The sequence below is a fragment of the Enterobacter sp. Ap-867 genome, from assembly GCF_011752855.1.
Lineage (GTDB): Bacteria > Pseudomonadota > Gammaproteobacteria > Enterobacterales > Enterobacteriaceae > Cedecea.
The window spans coordinates 273665-291228 of record NZ_VWWS01000006.1 but is presented as its reverse complement, the minus strand read 5'-3'; the positions used below and the strand labels follow the sequence as shown (position 1 = coordinate 291228).

The following is a 17564-nucleotide window of genomic DNA, read 5'->3' as shown; positions in this document are numbered from 1 at the left end:
CGAAGAACATGGCCGGTTTTTAACAAAAAAAGACCCCAGTTTTAGGCCGGGGTCTTTTTGCCGTGTGCTTAGCAGAGAGAATCAGGGCTTCGAGGCCGCATGCAGTTCATCGTAGACATAATGCCGGTAGCTATTAAACAGCGTTGTGTCCGGGCAATCATTCAGCCTGCCCTGGCACAAATGGCGCATATCGATATTGGCCTGATAGAACGGCGACACTTTTAGCTGGGCCTGTTCGAGCAACATCCCCCCAAGGAAAGCGATGTCGGTGATGGCGCCCAGGTCAGCCACCGGCGGGGCATTATAATTATCCCGCAGGCTGAATTGTGAAAGATGGACCGGATCATCCTGTTCCGTGGTGTAGCCATTGGCCCAGTCTATGGCTGGCTGGTGGTCGCCAAAGTACATAAACATGGTCGGACGCGGGCGTTGGTCAACAAACTGGAAGAAGTCAGCCAGCGCGGTTTCTGAGTTTTTAATCTTCTCAACGTAATGGCTGAATTTCCCGGCGGCATCCTTGTTCTTCATCGCCGACGTGAGCTGGTAATCATCGGCATGCCCTGCGTCATAAGGGCCGTGTTCATACATCGTTAAGGCATAAACAAACACGGGTTTATCGGTGTGGTTGGCAAGGAGCTTTTTAACATAGCTCAGGACATCTGCGGTGGGAATGTGCCACAGGTTATCTGCCAAATCACCCGGGTAGCCCAACTCCTGCGGCTGGATAATTTTATCCACGCCCATCATGGTGTAGGCGTGGCCGGCGTTATAGGCCGATTTGTTGAATGGCGTCAGAACCACGGTGTAATAACCGTTGTCTTTCATCTGCTTAAACAGGCTGTCGTTGACGTGATCGACCGCGGAATAAAACACCGAATTTTTCAACGCCCCGAAATCATCGCTGCGCATGCCGGTTAAGGCTGCGAACTCAGACAGCCAGGTGCCGCCCCCGAAAGTTTGCACGCGCATCAGCGTGTGGGCTTTCACCTTATTGTCCTGCTCAAACATAGAGAAGTGCGGCAGTAATTGAGGATCAGGCACTTTATACAGGCGCGGATCCACCGTTGATTCCTGCAGCAGCAGAACGATATCAGGCTTCACGCTGGCTGAGGCGGTTGTCTTGTTATTCAGCGCCGCCGCGCGGGAAATAAATTCCTGAGACGTCGCCTGAGGGAACGTTGGCGCGTCATAGCTGGCCTGGATGCCAGACAGCGCCAGGTTTGACAGCACGCCGGTTCCGCCAGGCAGTTTGGTGGCCCAGTCGTGCTGATTCTTCATTACGCTGTGGCTAAGCGTTGACGCCGAGCCCAGCATCACGCCGAGGGCAATCAGCGGGGCGAGCATCCCTTTCCGCCGCGGTACGGTGCGCCAGCTGATAATAATCGTCAGGATAAGCAGCGCTATCATTGCCGCAACGGCGATACCGGCGGAAGGATAATGCAGCAGCGTGCCCGCATTGGCCGGATCGGCCATCAGGTAAAAATCGCTAAACAGCAGCTGGTCTTTGTAATAGTGGACCTTAAGCTGGTTACAAAATTGCAGCAGGATCACCAGCAGGCTGCTGGTCCCGACGGCAAAAATGACTCTGGCGGAGAGTAAATAAAACAGTCCGCAGGTAAAAATGAAGGCACTTGCCGCGATAACAAGAGGGTAGATATCGCGCGGAGAGTTACCCGCAATGATGATCAGGGCTGCAATTAGAAGCAATGTGACATAAAGATATGTCCAGAGCGATTTTCGGCTGGTTTTTTGTACCATAATGCTCGTTTCTCTGTGGGACTGTTCTGGATAGCAAATGTTGTCTTAGGAGAGACATCCCTCTGCTGGCCTGACGCGTGAAAAGAGGATAAGGCGGTTAGAAGGGGATTTATCCTGGCCGGGATAATACAGCTTGTGGTGAAAAAGTCTCCCCAAAGACGGTTATTTCATTGCTGTGGTTGTGTTTTTGTTTGAAGAGGGCAAGCGAGGCGGGGATGAATTGCGTTAAGGCCGCCCTATTCGGCGGCCTTAATATGGGTGTGACGAGGCTATCAGGCGTGGGCGTGCTTGTGATTGAGTACGGCGCGTACCGGCTGGCGAATCGTGGTGGAAATTGCCAGCGACAGAATCAACAGCGCGAAGATAACGCAGAAGGTCACGTAGAAGCCGCCGAACAGCGAGGCGATGATGGAGCCGCAGATACTGCCGATGCCGAAGCCCAGGTAAATCACGCCGTAGTTTTTGGTCAGATTGTTCAGGCCAAAGAATTCGCTGACCAGCGAAGGGTAAACGGTGATGGTGCCGCCAAAGTTAAAGGCAACGCAGGCGATGGCCGCAAAGAAGGTGGCTTCGTTGAGTGGGGCAAACAGCAGGGCCGCCATACCGACCAGAGAAATCACCTGACCAATAGTTATCACGCGGATACGGGCAATTTTATCGGACAGGATACCGAGCACCAGGCGGCCGCTAAGGTTAGCAATGGAGATAACGGTGACCGCGTTGGCGGCGGACATTGCATCCAGGTGAACCATGCCCTGAGCGATATCTTTTGCAACGCCGATAACGTACAGGCCGCTCATGCAGGCGGTGAGGAACATCAGAGCCAGCATCCAGTATTGCGGCTGGCGCATAGATTCAGCGAGAGTGAAATCGGTTTTTGCCGCGCCGTTTGCGGATTTAGTTTCCTGCAGCGGGGCATCTTTCATCATGGTGGCGCCGAACAGCACCATCACCATCGCCAGGCCACCCCAAATCATAAAGGTGTTTTCCAGGCCGTAGGCCGCCAGCAGGTGGGTATCAATGTATTTAAAACCGAGGCTGCCGAGGCCATAGGCGCCGATGGAGAAGGCAGAAATCAGGCCTTTACGTTCCGGGAACCACTTCACGCAGTTCGACAGCGTCAGCAGGTAGCCAGCGCCGTCCGCCAGGCCAACCAGCACGCCCGCCGTGAGCCAGAGCATCATCAGGTTGTTGGCATGTGCGGTGAAGAACAATCCGGCTCCGAGCAGCACACCCGCCGCCATGGTGACTTTACGCACGCCAAAGCGGTCCTGCAGTTTGCCCGCCACGGAAGAAGAGATGGCGAGGCCAAGGCTCAGCAGGCCGAAGGAGAAGGCGACCTGGCTGATTGGCGCGTCCAGTTTCTGGGACAGCGCGCTGTTGAACAGGCTCCAGGTATAAACGGAACCCAGCGCGAACTGAGTAATGATGGTTCCGATGAGGGTTAACCAGCGAGTACGGTTGTAGGTGGCAGTGTTCATGGCAGATGTCCTGCGAATCTAAGGGAAGTTATCTGCCGCCTACGATAGCGAAGCGCCGTTTATTCCAGGAAAAAACGGCATGAAATGCATGAAGAACGGAATGAAGTGCCTCTGAAACGGTATGAACGGCCTTCCTGTTGCACTTTATGTTTTGTTGGTTAGTGCTCGCTATCGTTGTGTTGTGCGTATTTGCTGTATATCAAATGTTAAACCATAAATGAGATATAGTTAACATTTTGCAAAATTACCGGTGTTAAGTGCCCTTTCTTTGATCTCATTCAGGGTTGCGAAATATCCCGGATTCACTATTGTCAGAAAGTAAAATTTACCCGCGCTCGGCAGGTTACAGGGAGAGCTAAATGGAACGTTGTGGCTGGGTCACTCAGGATCCGCTGTATCTGGAGTATCACGACACAGAGTGGGGCGTGCCGGTTACCGACGGGCAGAAGCTCTTTGAGATGATTTGCCTGGAAGGCCAGCAGGCCGGACTGTCGTGGATCACCGTGTTGAAAAAACGCGAAAATTACCGACAGCGTTTCAGGCATTTTGACCCCTATGCCGTGGCGTTGATTCAGCCGGAAGAGGTGGATGTGCTGATGCAGGATGCCGGCATTATTCGCCACCGAGGGAAAATCGAGGCGATCATCACCAACGCCAAAGCTTTCCTCGCGATGGAAGCTAACGGCGAGAGTTTCCCGGATTTTGTCTGGGGATTTGTCGACCATACACCTCAGGTGTCCTATGCCGCTTCACTCAGCGAGGTCCCGGCCTTTACGCCGACGTCAGATACGCTGTCTAAAGCGCTAAAAAAACGTGGGTTTAAGTTTGTGGGATCGACAATCTGCTATTCGTTTATGCAAGCCTGCGGCCTGGTCAATGACCATGTGACGGGCTGCTTCTGCCACCCTGATGTTCGCCAATGATCCAGCTGTTTAACATTGGGGAAATGGATGCGCTCATGGCGCTCTGGCTGGAAAGTACTATCGACGGCCATCCGTTTATCCCGGAAAGCTACTGGTACGAAAGCCTCAACCTGGTACGCAATGTCTATATTCCTCAGTCAAAAACGTGGGTTTATCTGCACCAGCAGCAGACGGTGGGGTTTATCAGCGTGATGGATCGGCAGTTTATCGGCGCGCTGTTCGTGGCACCTTCTTTCGCCGGGCAGGGGATCGGCGGCGAATTGCTGACGAAGGTGAAGGCGGAATACCCGGCCTTAAGTCTCGAGGTGTATCAAAAAAATCGCCGGGCGGTGCATTTCTACCACCGCCACGGCTTTCATATCGAAGAGAGCGCCTGGCAGGAAGAAACGCAGCACCCGACGTGGATTATGAACTGGCAGGCGGATCAAACGCCGTCACGACAGGAGCAGGACCAGTAAATTTCTCCGCCCAGACGAGGGAGTTATTTGCCGCGCAGCCGTTGGCCAGCCGCGAAGACGGAATATCCATGGTGAGGACGTTAACCGCGCCGTTTTTACACAGCCGGTCTTCATCCAGGTCGGGCCATGCGCCCTGGTGGATACACACCACGCCGGGCCTGATGCCATCGGTTACCTGAGCGCCAACCAGCACCTGCCCGCGAGCGTTCCATACCCGCACTAAATCTCCGTGAGCGATGCCGCGCGCTTTAGCGTCAATCGGGTGCAGCGTAATAGGCTCTCGCCCGGCGATGGCGTACTGGTCGCGCAGTCCGGCATAGTTCAGCTGGCTGTGCAGGCGGTGAGCCGGATGGGATGAAAGTAGCTGTAGCTGGCCGGAGGCAGCATTGCCCTGCCATTCGTCTGGTGGCAGCCAGCTTGGGTGCGGCGGGCAGTCGGCATAGCCAAAGCTGGCGATGCGCTCAGAGTAGATCTCAATTTTACCGCTCGGCGTTTTGAGTGGGTTTGCCTCAGGATCGTCCCGAAAAGCGGCAAAGCGAATAAATTCGGCATTTTTCGCATTTTCTGGCATTTCTATCAGTTGGTTAGCTGCCCAGAACTCACTGAAGTCCGGGAGATCGATCTGCTGCGTAGCGCCACGCTGACGGGCGATATCATAGAAAGACGCCAGCCATTCAAGCTCATTTTTCCCTTCGCTGAACCGTGCTTCACCGCCGGATTCCCATCGTTCGCTTAGCTCTGCAAAAATATCAAAGTCATTTCTCGCTTCTCCCTGCGGGGCGACGACCTGTTTCATGGGGACCAGATGCTGATTGCTGTAATCACCGGTCATCGTCATGTCGTTCCGCTCGAACGAAGTGGTCACCGGCAGAACGATATCGGCGTGTTTTGCCGCTGCGGTCCAGAAGCATTCGGAGATAACGATCAGCTCAGGCTTTTGCCAGGCTGCGGCCAGGCGGTTAGTGTCCTGATGATGGGTGAAGTTACTGCCGCCGGCCCACCACAGCATACGAATGTCCGGGAAGGTGTGCCGTTGCCCGTTGTGCTGGTAATCCCTGCCGGGGTTTTCCAGCGCCTCGACGATGCGCGCCACGGGGATTTTCTCCACGGCATCGGTGCCGCCTTTAAGAGAGCCCTGCAGGGAACCGAGAACCGCTGCGCTGCGGGTCGGGTTGCCGCCGTTGGCGAAGTGGTAGGAAAGACCAAAGCCGCCGCCCGGAGTGCCAATCTGGCCCAGCATGGCGGCCAGCGTGACCAGCATCCAGTGTTTCTGTTCGCCGTATTGCTGGCGCTGCATACCCCAGCCCGCCATCAGCATGGTGCGCTTGCGGCTGAAAAGATCGGCCAGATTTTCGATGGTTACCGCGGGGATACCGCAGATCTCAGCCGCCCAGGCCGCACTTTTGGGCGTCCCGTCAGCGTTGCCGAGCAGATAAGCTTCAAATTTGTCGTAGCCATAGGTGCAGCGGGCGAGGAAAGCGGTATCGTGCCTGCCGCGAATGACCAGCGTGTGGGCAATGCCGAGCATCAGCGCTACGTCGGTGCCCATATGCGGGGCGATCCATTCGGCTCGTTCCCCGAAGAAATCCACCGTTTCAGAGCGCATCGGGTCGATGGCGACGATCGTTTTGCCGCTGTTTTTTAGCTGTTCGAAGAACTTCACGCCCTGTTCGTCGCTGGCATTCCAGGCAATCTTCAGCGTGTTGAGCGGGTTCGCGCTCCACAGCACCACGACTTCGCTGTTCTCAAGCAGCAGCGGCCAGCTGGTCTGTTGCTGGTAAACCTCGTTAGAGCCCACCACGTAGGGCATGATCACCTGCGCAGCACCGGTGGAGTAGTCGCCGGAATGCCCGGTATAGCCGCCCGCGAGGCTCATGTAGCGCTGAAGCAGCGTGGAGGCTTTGTGCAGCACGCCGTTGGATCGCCAGCCGTAGGAACCAGAGAAAATGGCCGCCGGACCGTGGCTCTCGCGAATGCGCTTGTGCTGCTGGTGAATCAACGTCAGGGCATCATCCCAACTGATGCGGACATAGTCATCTTTACCGCGAACTCCCTGCGGCTTATCCGGAGAGGCCAGAAACCCTTTTCGGGCCATAGGAAACGCCACGCGAGCTTTGCTGTGAACCTGGTCGGGCACGGCACTTTGTAGCGAGTTTTGATGACCGGTTTCAAGCGCGCCGCGAGAGTGGTAAACCCGTTGCCCGTCGGTTTCGACCAGCATGGGGCCCCAATGTGCGGCGGTGAGGATCTGTTTACGTGCAGGCGATGTATAGGCCAATTTGGGCTCCGCGATGGCAGGTGCTGGGCTGTACGCCCGCGTATTTATGTTCACTATTCAGAATTCTTACCGGAATTTTCTACACGATTTGCCGTCATAATCAATCGCCGGGCGCATATCCGGCAAAGGATGAATAAGGATAGAAGGAAATAAGATGAAAAAACGCGTCATGATTATCGCCGCCGTCGTGTGTGGCACCTTAGCGGTTTCCGGCTGCACCACCAATCCGTACACCGGCGAAAGCCAGGCCGGAAAATCTGGCATAGGCGCCGGGATTGGCTCGCTGGTTGGGGCGGGCGTGGGGGCACTTTCGTCATCGAAGAAAGATCGCGGCAAGGGCGCGCTGATTGGCGCCGCGGCTGGTGCAGCCCTTGGAGGCGGCGTCGGTTACTACATGGATGTGCAGGAAGCTAAGCTGCGCGACAAAATGCGCGGAACCGGCGTGAGCGTGACCCGCAGCGGCGATAACATCGTGCTGAATATGCCGAACAATGTCACCTTCGACAGCAGCAGCGCCACCCTGAAACCGGCGGGTGCCAATACACTGACCGGCGTGGCGATGGTGCTGAAAGAGTACCCCAAAACGGCGGTTAACGTGGTCGGTTACACCGACAGCACCGGCAGTAACGAGCTGAATATGCGCCTGTCACAGCAGCGTGCAGACGGCGTAGGAAGCGCGTTGATTACCCAGGGCGTTGAGGCCAGTCGTATTCGCACCACCGGTGCAGGCCCGGCGAACCCGATCGCCAGCAACAGCACCGCGGATGGTAAAGCTCAAAATCGCCGCGTAGAAATTACCCTGAGTCCTTTGGGTTAACGTAATGTCCGGCAGTGGGCTTGGCAGCCTCTCGATATGACGTCTTTTTCTTTCAGGAATCCATCTCGCTGAAGATTTAGACTTATTGCAGTTGTTGCACAGTATTTTCGATTTTCGCCATAAAAAAACCGGCGCACCAGGCACCGGTTTTTGATCTTCTAAACACAAACATTATTGCGGATACGGTACCCAGTCACCCCCGCTCAGGCGGACATAAGGCTTATCCTGATACTTCAGTACCACTGCCGTTGAGTTTTCTGAAACCGGGGCAGTTTGTGGCAGATTGCTGGTGAGCGCGCTCCAGTCCACCTGGTCGGCAACAAAGTTTTTGCCGTCCACCGAGCGGGAAACCAGTTCTGAAATCGCCAGATAGCTGCTTGGCTGGTTGATTTCAATGGCATCGCCGCTGTGCGGTGCTTTCATGCCGATGAATTTCACGCCTGCCGGCACGTGGGTGATGTCAGGACTCGGGATGTCACGCAGCCCGGAAACCTGCATTTTATCGCCTTTCAACGCCGCACCGTGCTCCGGCACAATCACCACCATGACTTTGCGGTTCGACTTCTCAAGCTCGGTCAGGAAAGAATCCAGCTCATCGAACAGCTTCTGCGCCCGCGCCTTATAGTCGGCTGTTTTGCTGTTGCCTGGGTAATGGTTACCGTCGTGCAGCGGCACCAGGTTGTAGAAGGTGGCCGTGCGCGGGTTCGCGCCGTCATTTTGCTCACCCTGCAGCCAGCGCTGCAGTACGGCGGTGTCGTCGTAGATTGGCGAATTATCAAATGCCAGCAGATTGCTCGGCAGCCCGCTTTGATCCATCAGTGGGACCTGAATCCCGCCGTTTTCCCGCACTTCTTTCAGGAAGTTACCGAATACGCCGTTGTGGTCCATCATCAGTTGCTGCTTGAAGCCGAGACGGGCCAGGTCATCAAACAGATAGCATTGATTGCCGGCGGGTTCATAAAGCCCTTTGTGAGACGACTGCCCGCAGCTCGCGCGGAGCAGGCGGATAGCCGCCGGGCCGCTGTAGGAGGTCGCCGAGTTGAAGTTCTTGAACAGAATATCGAAGTGTTTCCACAGCGAGTGCGAGCTGAGGCCTACCGCCTCGATGTCGGACCATGAGAGGGAACAAATATTGATGATCAGCAGCTCAAAGGGCTGTGCGTCAGCGGGCAGTGCGTCCGGGAATTTGGTCTGCCGTTTGGCTTCGCTGGCGTAGAAGTTGTTCAGCCAGGCGGTAATATTGTCGCTTGTCGGCGGGGCCGTTTGTGCCGGGATATCACCGGAAGAAGGTGCTGCAGTATTGGCGGCGGCCGTTGACCCGGCGGTAGCGCTGGCGTTAACGGAGGCCGTTGTTTGTGAGGCGGAGGGCAGTAAAGAGATAGCCGGGCCGGCCACTGTCAACACGTTGAGCCAGACCAGGATAGCCACGACAAACACCGTGACGCGCAGCCACTGGGAGACAAAAAGCCAGGCAACCAGCAGCACAAACGCCGCGCCGATCATTTGCCAGTTAATAAAGCGGGTTACCAGGTCGAGAAGATAGTCTGCACTGAAGCCAACGACCTGGCTCCCCTGGCTCATCATGCTGTCGAGGCCGGGCAGCCAGGTATCGTGCCAGAAAAGGCCGATCCCCACGGGAAGGGCTATCCAGTTACGCAGTTTGTGCAGCTTCAGCGGCGGCAGCGGGAATAACAAAAAGGCAAGAAAGACCAGGTTCGCCAGCGGGTGAAAATTCAGGTAACCGGTCCATAGCAAACCGAACTTCAACAGGAAGTAGTAGTTCCAGCCACCCAGACCACGCCAGTACTGCAGAAAATGAGCCGGCGATTTTGCCGTTTGAGAGTGATTAGTCATGTTGATGGTCTGCCCTGGCGGAAGGTCGGCGTAGCGTCCCGGCCGGTTTAACGTAGCGTGGTTTTAAAAACATCAGCCGCACCGCGGCGGTAAAGCGGGGAAGCCAGCGATGAGCGGTATAGCCCAGCGGAAAAAAAACTATCGCGCAAAGCACGACGAGCTGAATGATGTCTGTGATGTTCATCATTGTGTCTGTTCCCTCGGGGTGTCATCCAGCAGCGTCACAGGCGTGGGCTGCCTGCGCCAGCTATGCCCTTCGTGGCTGGCATGGCGAACGCTGTTCAGGTCGAGCGTGGCGGCCAGCGGTTTTACCCATTTTTCCGGGCGCATGGCCTGCATTTGGAGTATTTCGGCGGCGATTTGGCTGTCTTCAAACCACACCATGCGGTTGGTGAAAAGGTCGTTCACCGGCAGCGGGAAAATATGGTTCAACGCGGTATCGAGATCGTTAATACGGCAGAAGGAGAGGAACAGCATCAGCCGGTTTTCTCCGATGGTCACGATATCGCCCATGCGGTTTGGACGGCATAACGTCAGCGCCTGCTCAACGCGCAGGCCCGGCACCGGGCGCAGTGCGACCATCACGCCTTTGCCATCCTCCGGCAGCAGGGCGTTGTTCATCAGCGTCCCGATACCGTTGCAGAAAACGTCCCATTTCTGATAACCGCGCAGTTTTAGCGGCTGCATCTGGTCGATGAGCACGGTAATGTCTTCCGGGACATGGCGAGTGAATTTCACACCCTGCACGCTTTCGATCATCGTCAGGCAGCGTGAAAGCGGGGCGTTCCACGGAATAATTAGCGTTGCCCCGCAGCCCAGCAGAAGTCGTTCATCGGTGGCTCGCAGGCTGGCCTGGTTTTCTCGCACGATCAGTTTCAGCGCGCTGCCGCGCTGGCGGCGGAGGGCGTGAATCTGGCGGGCGATACTGTTGATTTGGCTATTCTGGGTGAGCGAGAAAATAATTGTGGCGGCCTGTGCAGTTCGCGCGGCGTCAAACAGTTGCTCATTGTTTTCGAAGAGCTGCCAGTTTTCCGACAGGGCAGGAGCACCTTCCAGAACAGCAATGTGGCTGAGGACGCTTTTTTCATCGCTGCGCGGCTGAGGCGCGCTTTCGGCATCCTCTACAACCTGCCATGCCCCGTTTTGCCAGTGGACGTTGAGCTGCTGATCGGCAGTAACGCCTTTTTCATTACACCAAAAGGCGATGTCATAGCGATGGATATCGCTTTGCGCCCGTAGGCTGGCAAGCCCGGAAAGACTGCGATGCTCGCTGACTAATAATGAGAATTGTTTATCATTGTTATTTCCAACATTAACAAAAAGCAGACTGCACTTATTGCGTTTAGTCCATTTTCCCATTATTGCGAGCCAATGACGTAAATCCTCTGGGGAAATATTTTCCCAGACGTTATCTGAGCTTAAGAGTATAAAAAAGTAGTGTTCAGGATTAATACTGCACATGAGATCGCGGCGCAGCGCGTTGAGCCCATTGAGGGATGAGGGCATGGTAAAAAGGCGTACTTTTTCTGGCCCTTTAGTCGGATCGAGCTTTATGGCTTGCCCAGACTTTGCTGACATCGAAATGACGGCAACCTTTGCCGTCGATTGTTGTGAGACAACTGTTTGATTAACAATACTTATTGCATCATCCTGACTTTCTACGTTCAGCCACCAGACGCCGCCTGCGGGCATGTGGTTCAATTCGTTCCACAACGAACGGAAGCCAAGCGAAAATATGGGTTCCATGGCGTCCCCTGGAGATAAATTAGTATGTATGTCAGTTTACTAGCGTAAGCTGAGAAAGAAACCTACCATTGAAAATAAACAGCATCAGTTTTAGCATTGTAAAACATTTTTCGTTTTCCTGGCATTTGCCGTTATCACTGCTGACGAAACCTGACCAAGAGATGACAACTAAAATGCAAGATGAAGAGACTGGCAATGCTCAGGAAAACAAGCTTGTTTATGCCTTCCAAAATGATTTTCTGGCGCTGAGTAAAGCATTTTCACTGCCCGAAATAGATTACACCGATATATCGCAGCAGGAACAACTGGCGGCGGCAATTAAACGTTGGCCGCTGCTGGCTGAATTAACGCAACAATAGGGAGTAGGCCTGATGGCTGTCATTGGGTTGCAAGGGCTGCGTGGTGGCGTAGGGACGACGTCTATTACCGCGGCGCTTGGTTGGTCGTTGCAGCAACTTGGGGAATCGGTGCTGGTGGTGGATATCTCGCCAGATAACCTGCTGCGTCTGTTTTATAATATTGATTTCGCAGAGCCAAAGGGCTGGGCGCGGGCCATGCTGGATAACGAAGACTGGCGCAAATGTGCATGGCGCTATACCAGCCATCTCGACGTGCTGCCGTTTGGCCAGCTCAGCCCGGCTGAGCATGAAACGTTCGACACGGTGGAAAAAGCCCTTGGCAACTTCAGCCATTTTCTTGCTGACCTGAAAGCGAGTCAGCGATACCAGTGGATATTACTGGACTTGCCCCACGGCTTTAAAGCCCTGACCCGCCAGATTTTAGCGCAAACTGACAGCGTGGTGACGGTGGTTAAACCGGACACCAACTGCCATATTCGTTTGCACCAGCAGGCTTTGCCTCAAGGGGCGCATATTCTGGTGAACTATCTGCAGGTGGCCAGTCAGCTGCAGGATGATATCTACCAAATTTGGCTGCAAAGCCAGCGCACGATGATCCCCATTATTCTTCACCGGGATGAGGCGATGGCCGAAAGTGCGGCGGTAAAACAGCCTCTGGGCGAATATCGTCCGGATTCATTGATTGCCGAGGAAATCATGACGCTCGCCAACTGGTGCCTGTTGAACCTTGCAGGGAAGAAGGCATGAGTCATCTGGCCTCCTGGCTGTTACTCCCCGCTGCCAGCCAGCGGCTGGGTGAGCGTTATCGTACTTTTCGTCGCAACGGTGCCCCGATGTTCAGTGCGACGCTGGGCTGCATCGTCTTGATTCTTGCCTGGGTTTTTCTGCCGCTTGAAGGCCCCCGCTGGCAGCGCATACGCGCCGGGCATGACCAGTTCTACCCGCATATCAATCCAGACAGGCCGCGCCCGCTGGACGTGGTGCGTTACGGTATCCAAAGCCTGTGGCTGTTGCTCCGCGTCAGTAAGCAAGCCGGGCGCCCGCGGGTACGCTCTTTTGGCCGGATGCAGGCCTGGCGTGAAAGCTGGCACGGCTGGCTTGATAAACTGCCGGAAAACATTAGCAACCGGACGCAGCATCTCGATGAAAAGAAAGAATTAAGCCATATCAACCACACAGCCCGGCGGATCATTCTGGGCGTGATTGTTGTGTTTTCGGCCATTCTTGCCCTGCTTTGTATTACCCAGCCGTTTAACCCGCTGTCACAGTTTATTTTCCTGATGCTGTTGTGGGGCGTGGCCCTGATCGTTCGGCGTTTACCGGGGCGTTTCTCTGCCTTGATGCTGATTGTGCTGTCGCTCACCGTATCCTGTCGCTACATCTGGTGGCGCTACACTTCGACCCTGAACTGGAACGATCCGCTCAGCCTCGTCTTCGGTCTGGGGCTGCTGTTTGCCGAGACCTACGCCTGGCTGGTGCTGGTGATGGGGTATTTCCAGGTGGTGTGGCCGCTTAACCGCCAGCCGGTGCCGATGCCAAAAGACATAAGCACCTGGCCGGTGGTGGATATTTTTGTGCCGACCTACAACGAAGAGTTGCACGTCGTGAAGGGGACAATTTATGCCTCACTGGGCATTGACTGGCCGAAGGACAAGCTGAATATCTGGATTCTGGATGACGGCGGGCGAGACGAGTTTAAGCAGTTTGCCGATATGGTCGGGGTCAATTATATCGCCCGTCCGACGCACGAGCACGCAAAGGCGGGGAACATCAACAACGCGCTGAAGCACGCGAAGGGCGATTTTGTCGCTATCTTCGACTGCGACCACGTGCCCACACGCTCCTTCCTACAGCTAACCATGGGCTGGTTCTTCAAAGAACAATCGCTGGCGATGATGCAGACTCCGCACCATTTCTTCTCGCCCGATCCGTTCGAGCGCAACCTGGGGCGTTTCCGTAAAACGCCTAACGAAGGGACGCTGTTCTACGGCCTGGTGCAGGACGGGAACGATATGTGGGATGCCACGTTCTTCTGCGGCTCTTGTGCGGTGATTCGCCGTGGCCCGTTGGATGAAATTGGCGGTATTGCCGTTGAAACCGTGACCGAAGATGCCCACACATCGCTGCGTTTGCACCGCAGGGGCTATACCTCGGCTTACCTGCGTATTCCGCAGGCTGCGGGGCTGGCAACGGAAAGTCTTTCCGCGCACATTGGGCAGCGTATTCGCTGGGCGCGAGGGATGACGCAGATATTCCGTCTCGATAACCCGTTCTTCGGCAAGGGGCTGAAGTTTGCCCAGCGGCTCTGTTATGCCAACGCCATGTTCCATTTCCTGTCGGGGATCCCGCGGCTTATCTTCCTGACGGCACCGCTGGCGTTCCTGTTGTTACACGCCTATATCATTTACGCCCCGGCCATCATGATTGCGCTGTTTGTTTTGCCGCACATGATCCACGCCAGCCTGACCAACTCCAAAATCCAGGGTAAATATCGCCACTCTTTCTGGAGTGAAATTTACGAAACTGTGCTGGCCTGGTACATCGCTCAGCCTACGCTGGTGGCCTTGTTTAATCCGCACAAAGGGAAGTTCAACGTGACCGCAAAGGGCGGGCTGGTTGAAAACGAATATGTGGATTGGGTCATCACGCGTCCGTACCTGATTTTAGTCCTGATTAACCTGCTGGGCGTTGCCTTTGGGGCATGGCGCTTCTTCTACGGCCCGGAAAACGAAGCGCTAACGGTGGTGGTGAGTCTGCTGTGGGTGTTCTACAACTTGATAATACTGGGCGGCGCGGTGGCCGTTTCCGTGGAAAGTAAGCAGGTCCGGCGAGCGCACCGTGTTGAAATCGCCATGCCGGCCGCGCTGGCGCGTGAAGATGGTCACCTCTTCCCGTGTACCGTGCATGACTACTCAGACGGCGGGGTAGGGATCAAGATTCATGGCCCGACTCAGGTGTTGGAAGGGCAGAAAGTGAACCTGCTGTTAAAGCGTGGGGCACAGGAGTTCTTCTTCCCGGCTCAGGTGATGCGTGTCTTTGGCGATGAAGTCGGCCTGCAGCTGGCGCAGATGACCACCAAACAGCATATCGATTTTATTCAGTGTACTTTTGCCCGCGCCGATACCTGGGCGCTGTGGCAGGACAGTTTCCCTGAGGATAAACCGCTGGAAAGTCTGGTGGATATTCTCAAGCTTGGATTCCGGGGTTACCGGCACCTTGCGGAGTTCGCTCCACCGTCATTGAAGTTTGTTTTCCACGCGATCACCACGCTGGTGGACTGGATTGTGTCGTTTATTCCGCACAGCCCGACGGCCAAACCAGCAAAACGGCGGACTTTGTCTGCCCTGGCTTAACGAAATTGCTCACCAAAAGGGAAAAAGCGTGGTTTTTCCCTCTTTGTAGCCGGCAACTGAAATCACGAATTGATGTTCTCTGGTGTTTCTTCTTTCGCCTGAGGTTTGTCAACAGCTTGATTAATTTGATGATAACGCGATGAAAAGAAAAATATCCTGGTTTTATGCAGCGGCGGTAGGCATCAGCGCCCTGCCTGTTACAGTGGCAAATTCGGCTGATTCGACGCCGGCTCCGACGGTTCCTGCCGTGGCGACGGCAAATCAGGCAGTGGTTACGCCTGCGCCGGGTTCAACCGAGGCGATCGTTCCCGCGACGCCCGCTGGCAGCGCCCCGACGGTTGGGCAAGTCTTACCGGGCGTACCTGGCGCAAATGCGCCCATCGTCGCCGAAAATGTGCCCTCCCGCGATGTGAAGCTGAATTTTGCGCAAATTGCGCCGCCGCCGGGCAGCATGGTGTTGACCGGCGTGAACCCGAATGGCGGGGTAGAGTTTGGGATGCGTCGGGATGAAATCGTCTCGAAAGCGCTGCTGAACCTGGAATATACCCCTTCACCTTCGCTGCTGCCGGTGCAGTCGCAGCTTAAAGTCTATCTTAACGACGAGCTGATGGGCGTCCTGCCGGTGACCAAAGAGCAACTGGGCAAAAAGACCTTTGCACAGGTGCCGGTTGACCCGCTGTATATCACCGACTTTAACCGCGTGAGGCTGGAGTTTGTCGGCCACTACCGCGACATCTGCGAGAATCCGGCCAGCACCACGCTGTGGATGGATGTCGGTCGCAGCAGCTCGCTGGCGCTGACCTACCAGCGCCTGCCGGTTCAAAACGATCTGTCGCATTTCCCGGTGCCTTTCTTTGACTCGCGAGACGATCGCCCGCTGACGTTACCTGTCGTTTTTGCTGCCAGCCCGGATATTGAACAGCAGCGTGCCGCCGGGATTGTCGCCTCGTGGTTTGGTTCCCGTACCGCATGGCGTGGGCAGAGCTTCCCGGTGCTCTTCAATCAGTTGCCGGCCAGCAACGGGATCGTTTTTGCGACCAACGATAAGCGCCCGGACTTCCTGCGCGATCATCCTGCCGTGCAGGCGCCAACCGTTGAGATGATGACCCACCCGGATAACCCGTACGTCAAACTGCTGGTGGTGATGGGCCGTGATGATAAAGACCTCGTGCAGGCGGCAAAAGGCATTGCCCAGGGGAATATCCTGTTCCGCGGCAGTAGCGTCACCGTGGATGACGTGAAGCCCTTGCAGCCACGTGAACCTTACGATGCACCAAACTGGGTGAGAACTGACCGGCCGGTAACGCTGGGCGAGATGAAAACTTACCAGGAGCAGCTGCAGTCCAGTGGCCAGGAGCCGAGCGCCATTAGCGTGACGATGAATCTGCCGCCCGATCTCTATCTGCTGCGCAGTAACGGCATCGATCTCAACCTGAAGTATCGCTACACCGCACCGGCGATGAAAGACAGCTCGCGCATGGACATTAGCCTGAACAACCAGTTCCTGCAGTCGTTCAACCTGACGCCGAGCGAAGAGAACAATAAGCTGCTGCTGCGCCTGCCGGTGCTGCAGGGCCTGCTGGACGGCAAAACGGATGTGTCGATTCCCGCGCTGCGTCTGGGCGCCGCCAACCAGCTGCGCTTTGACTTCTCGTATATGAACCCGATGCCTGGCGGCTCGATAGAGAACTGTATTACGTTCCAGCCGGTCCAAAACCACGTCGTGGTGGAAGATGAGTCAACCATCGACTTCTCTAACTATCACCACTTTATTGCCATGCCGGATCTGCGCACCTTTGCGAATGCGGGCTTCCCGTTCAGCCGCATGGCCGATCTCTCGCAAACTATCGTGGTGGTCAGCAAAGAACCTAACCCGGCTCAGGTGACTGCGCTGCTGGACGCGCTTGGCACCATTGGTTCACAAACCGGCTTCCCTGCCGTAAACGTGGGCCTGACGGATGATGGCAGCACCATCCAGGGCAAAGATGCGGATATCATGATCATCGGCACTATTCCGCCAACGATGAAAGATGACAAACGTATCGATCTGCTGGTTGAAGCCACGCAAAGCTGGGTGAAAACCCCGGTTCGCCAGACTCCGCTGCTGAACGGCGTTTCCGATCCCAAAGATCGCGCGGCGGATACGCAAACGGAGGTCACCTCCAAAGGCGCCATGGCCGCGATCGTCGGCTTCCAGTCGCCGTATAACGACCAGCGCAGCGTCCTTGCTTTACTGGCCGACAGCCCGCGAGGTTACGAGCTGCTGAACAATGCGCTCAACGACAGCGGCAAACGGGCGGCGATTTCCGGCTCGGTAGCGGTGATTCGTGAATCCGGTGTGGATAGCCTGCGCGTCGGCGATATTTACTATGTGGGCCACCTGCCGTGGTTCGAGCGCATCTGGTACGCGCTGTCGAACCATCCGGTGCTGCTGGCTATCTTCGCCGCGATAAGCGTCGTGCTGTTGGCCTGGGTGCTGTGGCGTATCCTGCGCATCCTTAGCCGCCGCCGTATCGATCCAGAAGACGAGTAATTAC

General features: G+C 55.7%; 13 protein-coding genes. 7 read left to right on the top strand and 6 right to left on the bottom strand.

What is annotated here, in order from left to right; all coding sequences use genetic code 11:
• Window positions 1–81: 81 nt before the first annotated feature.
• Window positions 82–1758, bottom strand: a complete 1677-nt coding sequence (locus F3J26_RS16220) for an LTA synthase family protein (RefSeq protein WP_166994863.1) — start codon at window positions 1756–1758, stop codon at window positions 82–84.
• 272 nt (window positions 1759–2030) lie between these two features.
• Entirely contained in the window at window positions 2031–3239 is a 1209-nt protein-coding gene (locus F3J26_RS16215; RefSeq protein ID WP_166878835.1) for an L-lactate MFS transporter, read from the bottom strand.
• 359 nt (window positions 3240–3598) lie between these two features.
• On the opposite strand from F3J26_RS16215, the gene tag reads away from it, so the two are divergent.
• Both tag and F3J26_RS16205 read left to right on the top strand, forming a co-directional pair.
• Window positions 3599–4162, top strand: a complete 564-nt coding sequence (tag, locus tag F3J26_RS16210; protein ID WP_166994861.1) for a DNA-3-methyladenine glycosylase I — start codon at window positions 3599–3601, stop codon at window positions 4160–4162.
• Complete coding sequence (locus F3J26_RS16205) at window positions 4159–4620, top strand: N-acetyltransferase (RefSeq protein ID WP_166994859.1); 462 nt, start codon at window positions 4159–4161, stop codon at window positions 4618–4620. The genes tag and F3J26_RS16205 overlap by 4 nt, the downstream gene beginning before the upstream one ends.
• Here F3J26_RS16205 and F3J26_RS16200 read toward each other — a convergent pair.
• On the bottom strand, window positions 4568–6898 hold the full coding sequence (locus tag F3J26_RS16200; RefSeq protein ID WP_286180320.1) for a molybdopterin guanine dinucleotide-containing S/N-oxide reductase: 2331 nt from the start codon (window positions 6896–6898) through the stop codon (window positions 4568–4570). The two genes, F3J26_RS16205 and F3J26_RS16200, sit on opposite strands and share 53 nt — an antisense overlap.
• A gap of 154 nt (window positions 6899–7052) precedes the next feature.
• Between F3J26_RS16200 and F3J26_RS16195 the strand changes: the two genes are divergently transcribed.
• Window positions 7053–7715, top strand: a complete 663-nt coding sequence (locus tag F3J26_RS16195) for an OmpA family lipoprotein (protein WP_039298832.1) — start codon at window positions 7053–7055, stop codon at window positions 7713–7715.
• 171 nt (window positions 7716–7886) lie between these two features.
• On the opposite strand, the gene bcsG is transcribed toward F3J26_RS16195, so the two are convergent.
• From bcsG to bcsE, 3 genes are read right to left on the bottom strand one after another with little or no spacing between them, the layout of a single operon-like run.
• Window positions 7887–9569, bottom strand: coding sequence for a cellulose biosynthesis protein BcsG (bcsG, locus tag F3J26_RS16190; RefSeq protein WP_166994857.1), 1683 nt, complete (start codon window positions 9567–9569; stop codon window positions 7887–7889).
• Entirely contained in the window at window positions 9562–9756 is a 195-nt protein-coding gene (bcsF, locus tag F3J26_RS16185; RefSeq protein ID WP_008460596.1) for a cellulose biosynthesis protein BcsF, read from the bottom strand. Before bcsF ends, bcsG begins: the two co-directional genes overlap by 8 nt.
• Entirely contained in the window at window positions 9753–11315 is a 1563-nt protein-coding gene (gene bcsE, locus F3J26_RS16180) for a cellulose biosynthesis protein BcsE (protein WP_166994855.1), read from the bottom strand. Before bcsE ends, bcsF begins: the two co-directional genes overlap by 4 nt.
• A 173-nt stretch (window positions 11316–11488) precedes the next feature.
• Here bcsE and bcsR point away from each other — a divergent pair, with 173 nt between their 5' ends.
• The 4 genes from bcsR to bcsB all read left to right on the top strand — a co-directional run bounded on the left by bcsR (window position 11489) and on the right by bcsB (window position 17560).
• On the top strand, window positions 11489–11674 hold the full coding sequence (gene bcsR / locus F3J26_RS16175; RefSeq protein WP_038483072.1) for a cellulose biosynthesis protein BcsR: 186 nt from the start codon (window positions 11489–11491) through the stop codon (window positions 11672–11674).
• Between the two features lie 12 nt (window positions 11675–11686).
• Complete coding sequence (gene bcsQ, locus F3J26_RS16170; protein WP_166994853.1) at window positions 11687–12421, top strand: cellulose biosynthesis protein BcsQ; 735 nt, start codon at window positions 11687–11689, stop codon at window positions 12419–12421.
• Window positions 12418–15027, top strand: coding sequence for a UDP-forming cellulose synthase catalytic subunit (bcsA, locus tag F3J26_RS16165; RefSeq protein WP_166994851.1), 2610 nt, complete (start codon window positions 12418–12420; stop codon window positions 15025–15027). The genes bcsQ and bcsA overlap by 4 nt, the downstream gene beginning before the upstream one ends.
• Window positions 15028–15166: 139 nt before the next feature.
• Window positions 15167–17560, top strand: a complete 2394-nt coding sequence (gene bcsB, locus F3J26_RS16160; RefSeq protein WP_166994848.1) for a cellulose biosynthesis cyclic di-GMP-binding regulatory protein BcsB — start codon at window positions 15167–15169, stop codon at window positions 17558–17560.
• Window positions 17561–17564 lie beyond the last annotated feature (4 nt).

Bases quoted from the DNA above. Each gene is read 5' to 3' on its own strand.
- F3J26_RS16205 (WP_166994859.1), top strand. From the start codon at position 4,159: ATGATCCAGCTGTTTAACATTGGGGAAATGGATGCGCTCATGGCGCTC.
- bcsF (WP_008460596.1), bottom strand. From the start codon at position 9,756: ATGATGAACATCACAGACATCATTCAGCTCGTCGTGCTTTGCGCGATA.
- bcsA (WP_166994851.1), top strand. From the start codon at position 12,418: ATGAGTCATCTGGCCTCCTGGCTGTTACTCCCCGCTGCCAGCCAGCGG.
- bcsB (WP_166994848.1), top strand. From the start codon at position 15,167: ATGAAAAGAAAAATATCCTGGTTTTATGCAGCGGCGGTAGGCATCAGC.
- tag (WP_166994861.1), top strand. From the start codon at position 3,599: ATGGAACGTTGTGGCTGGGTCACTCAGGATCCGCTGTATCTGGAGTAT.
- F3J26_RS16215 (WP_166878835.1), bottom strand. From the start codon at position 3,239: ATGAACACTGCCACCTACAACCGTACTCGCTGGTTAACCCTCATCGGA.
- bcsE (WP_166994855.1), bottom strand. From the start codon at position 11,315: ATGGAACCCATATTTTCGCTTGGCTTCCGTTCGTTGTGGAACGAATTG.
- bcsQ (WP_166994853.1), top strand. From the start codon at position 11,687: ATGGCTGTCATTGGGTTGCAAGGGCTGCGTGGTGGCGTAGGGACGACG.
- bcsG (WP_166994857.1), bottom strand. From the start codon at position 9,569: ATGACTAATCACTCTCAAACGGCAAAATCGCCGGCTCATTTTCTGCAG.
- bcsR (WP_038483072.1), top strand. From the start codon at position 11,489: ATGCAAGATGAAGAGACTGGCAATGCTCAGGAAAACAAGCTTGTTTAT.
- F3J26_RS16220 (WP_166994863.1), bottom strand. From the start codon at position 1,758: ATGGTACAAAAAACCAGCCGAAAATCGCTCTGGACATATCTTTATGTC.
- F3J26_RS16195 (WP_039298832.1), top strand. From the start codon at position 7,053: ATGAAAAAACGCGTCATGATTATCGCCGCCGTCGTGTGTGGCACCTTA.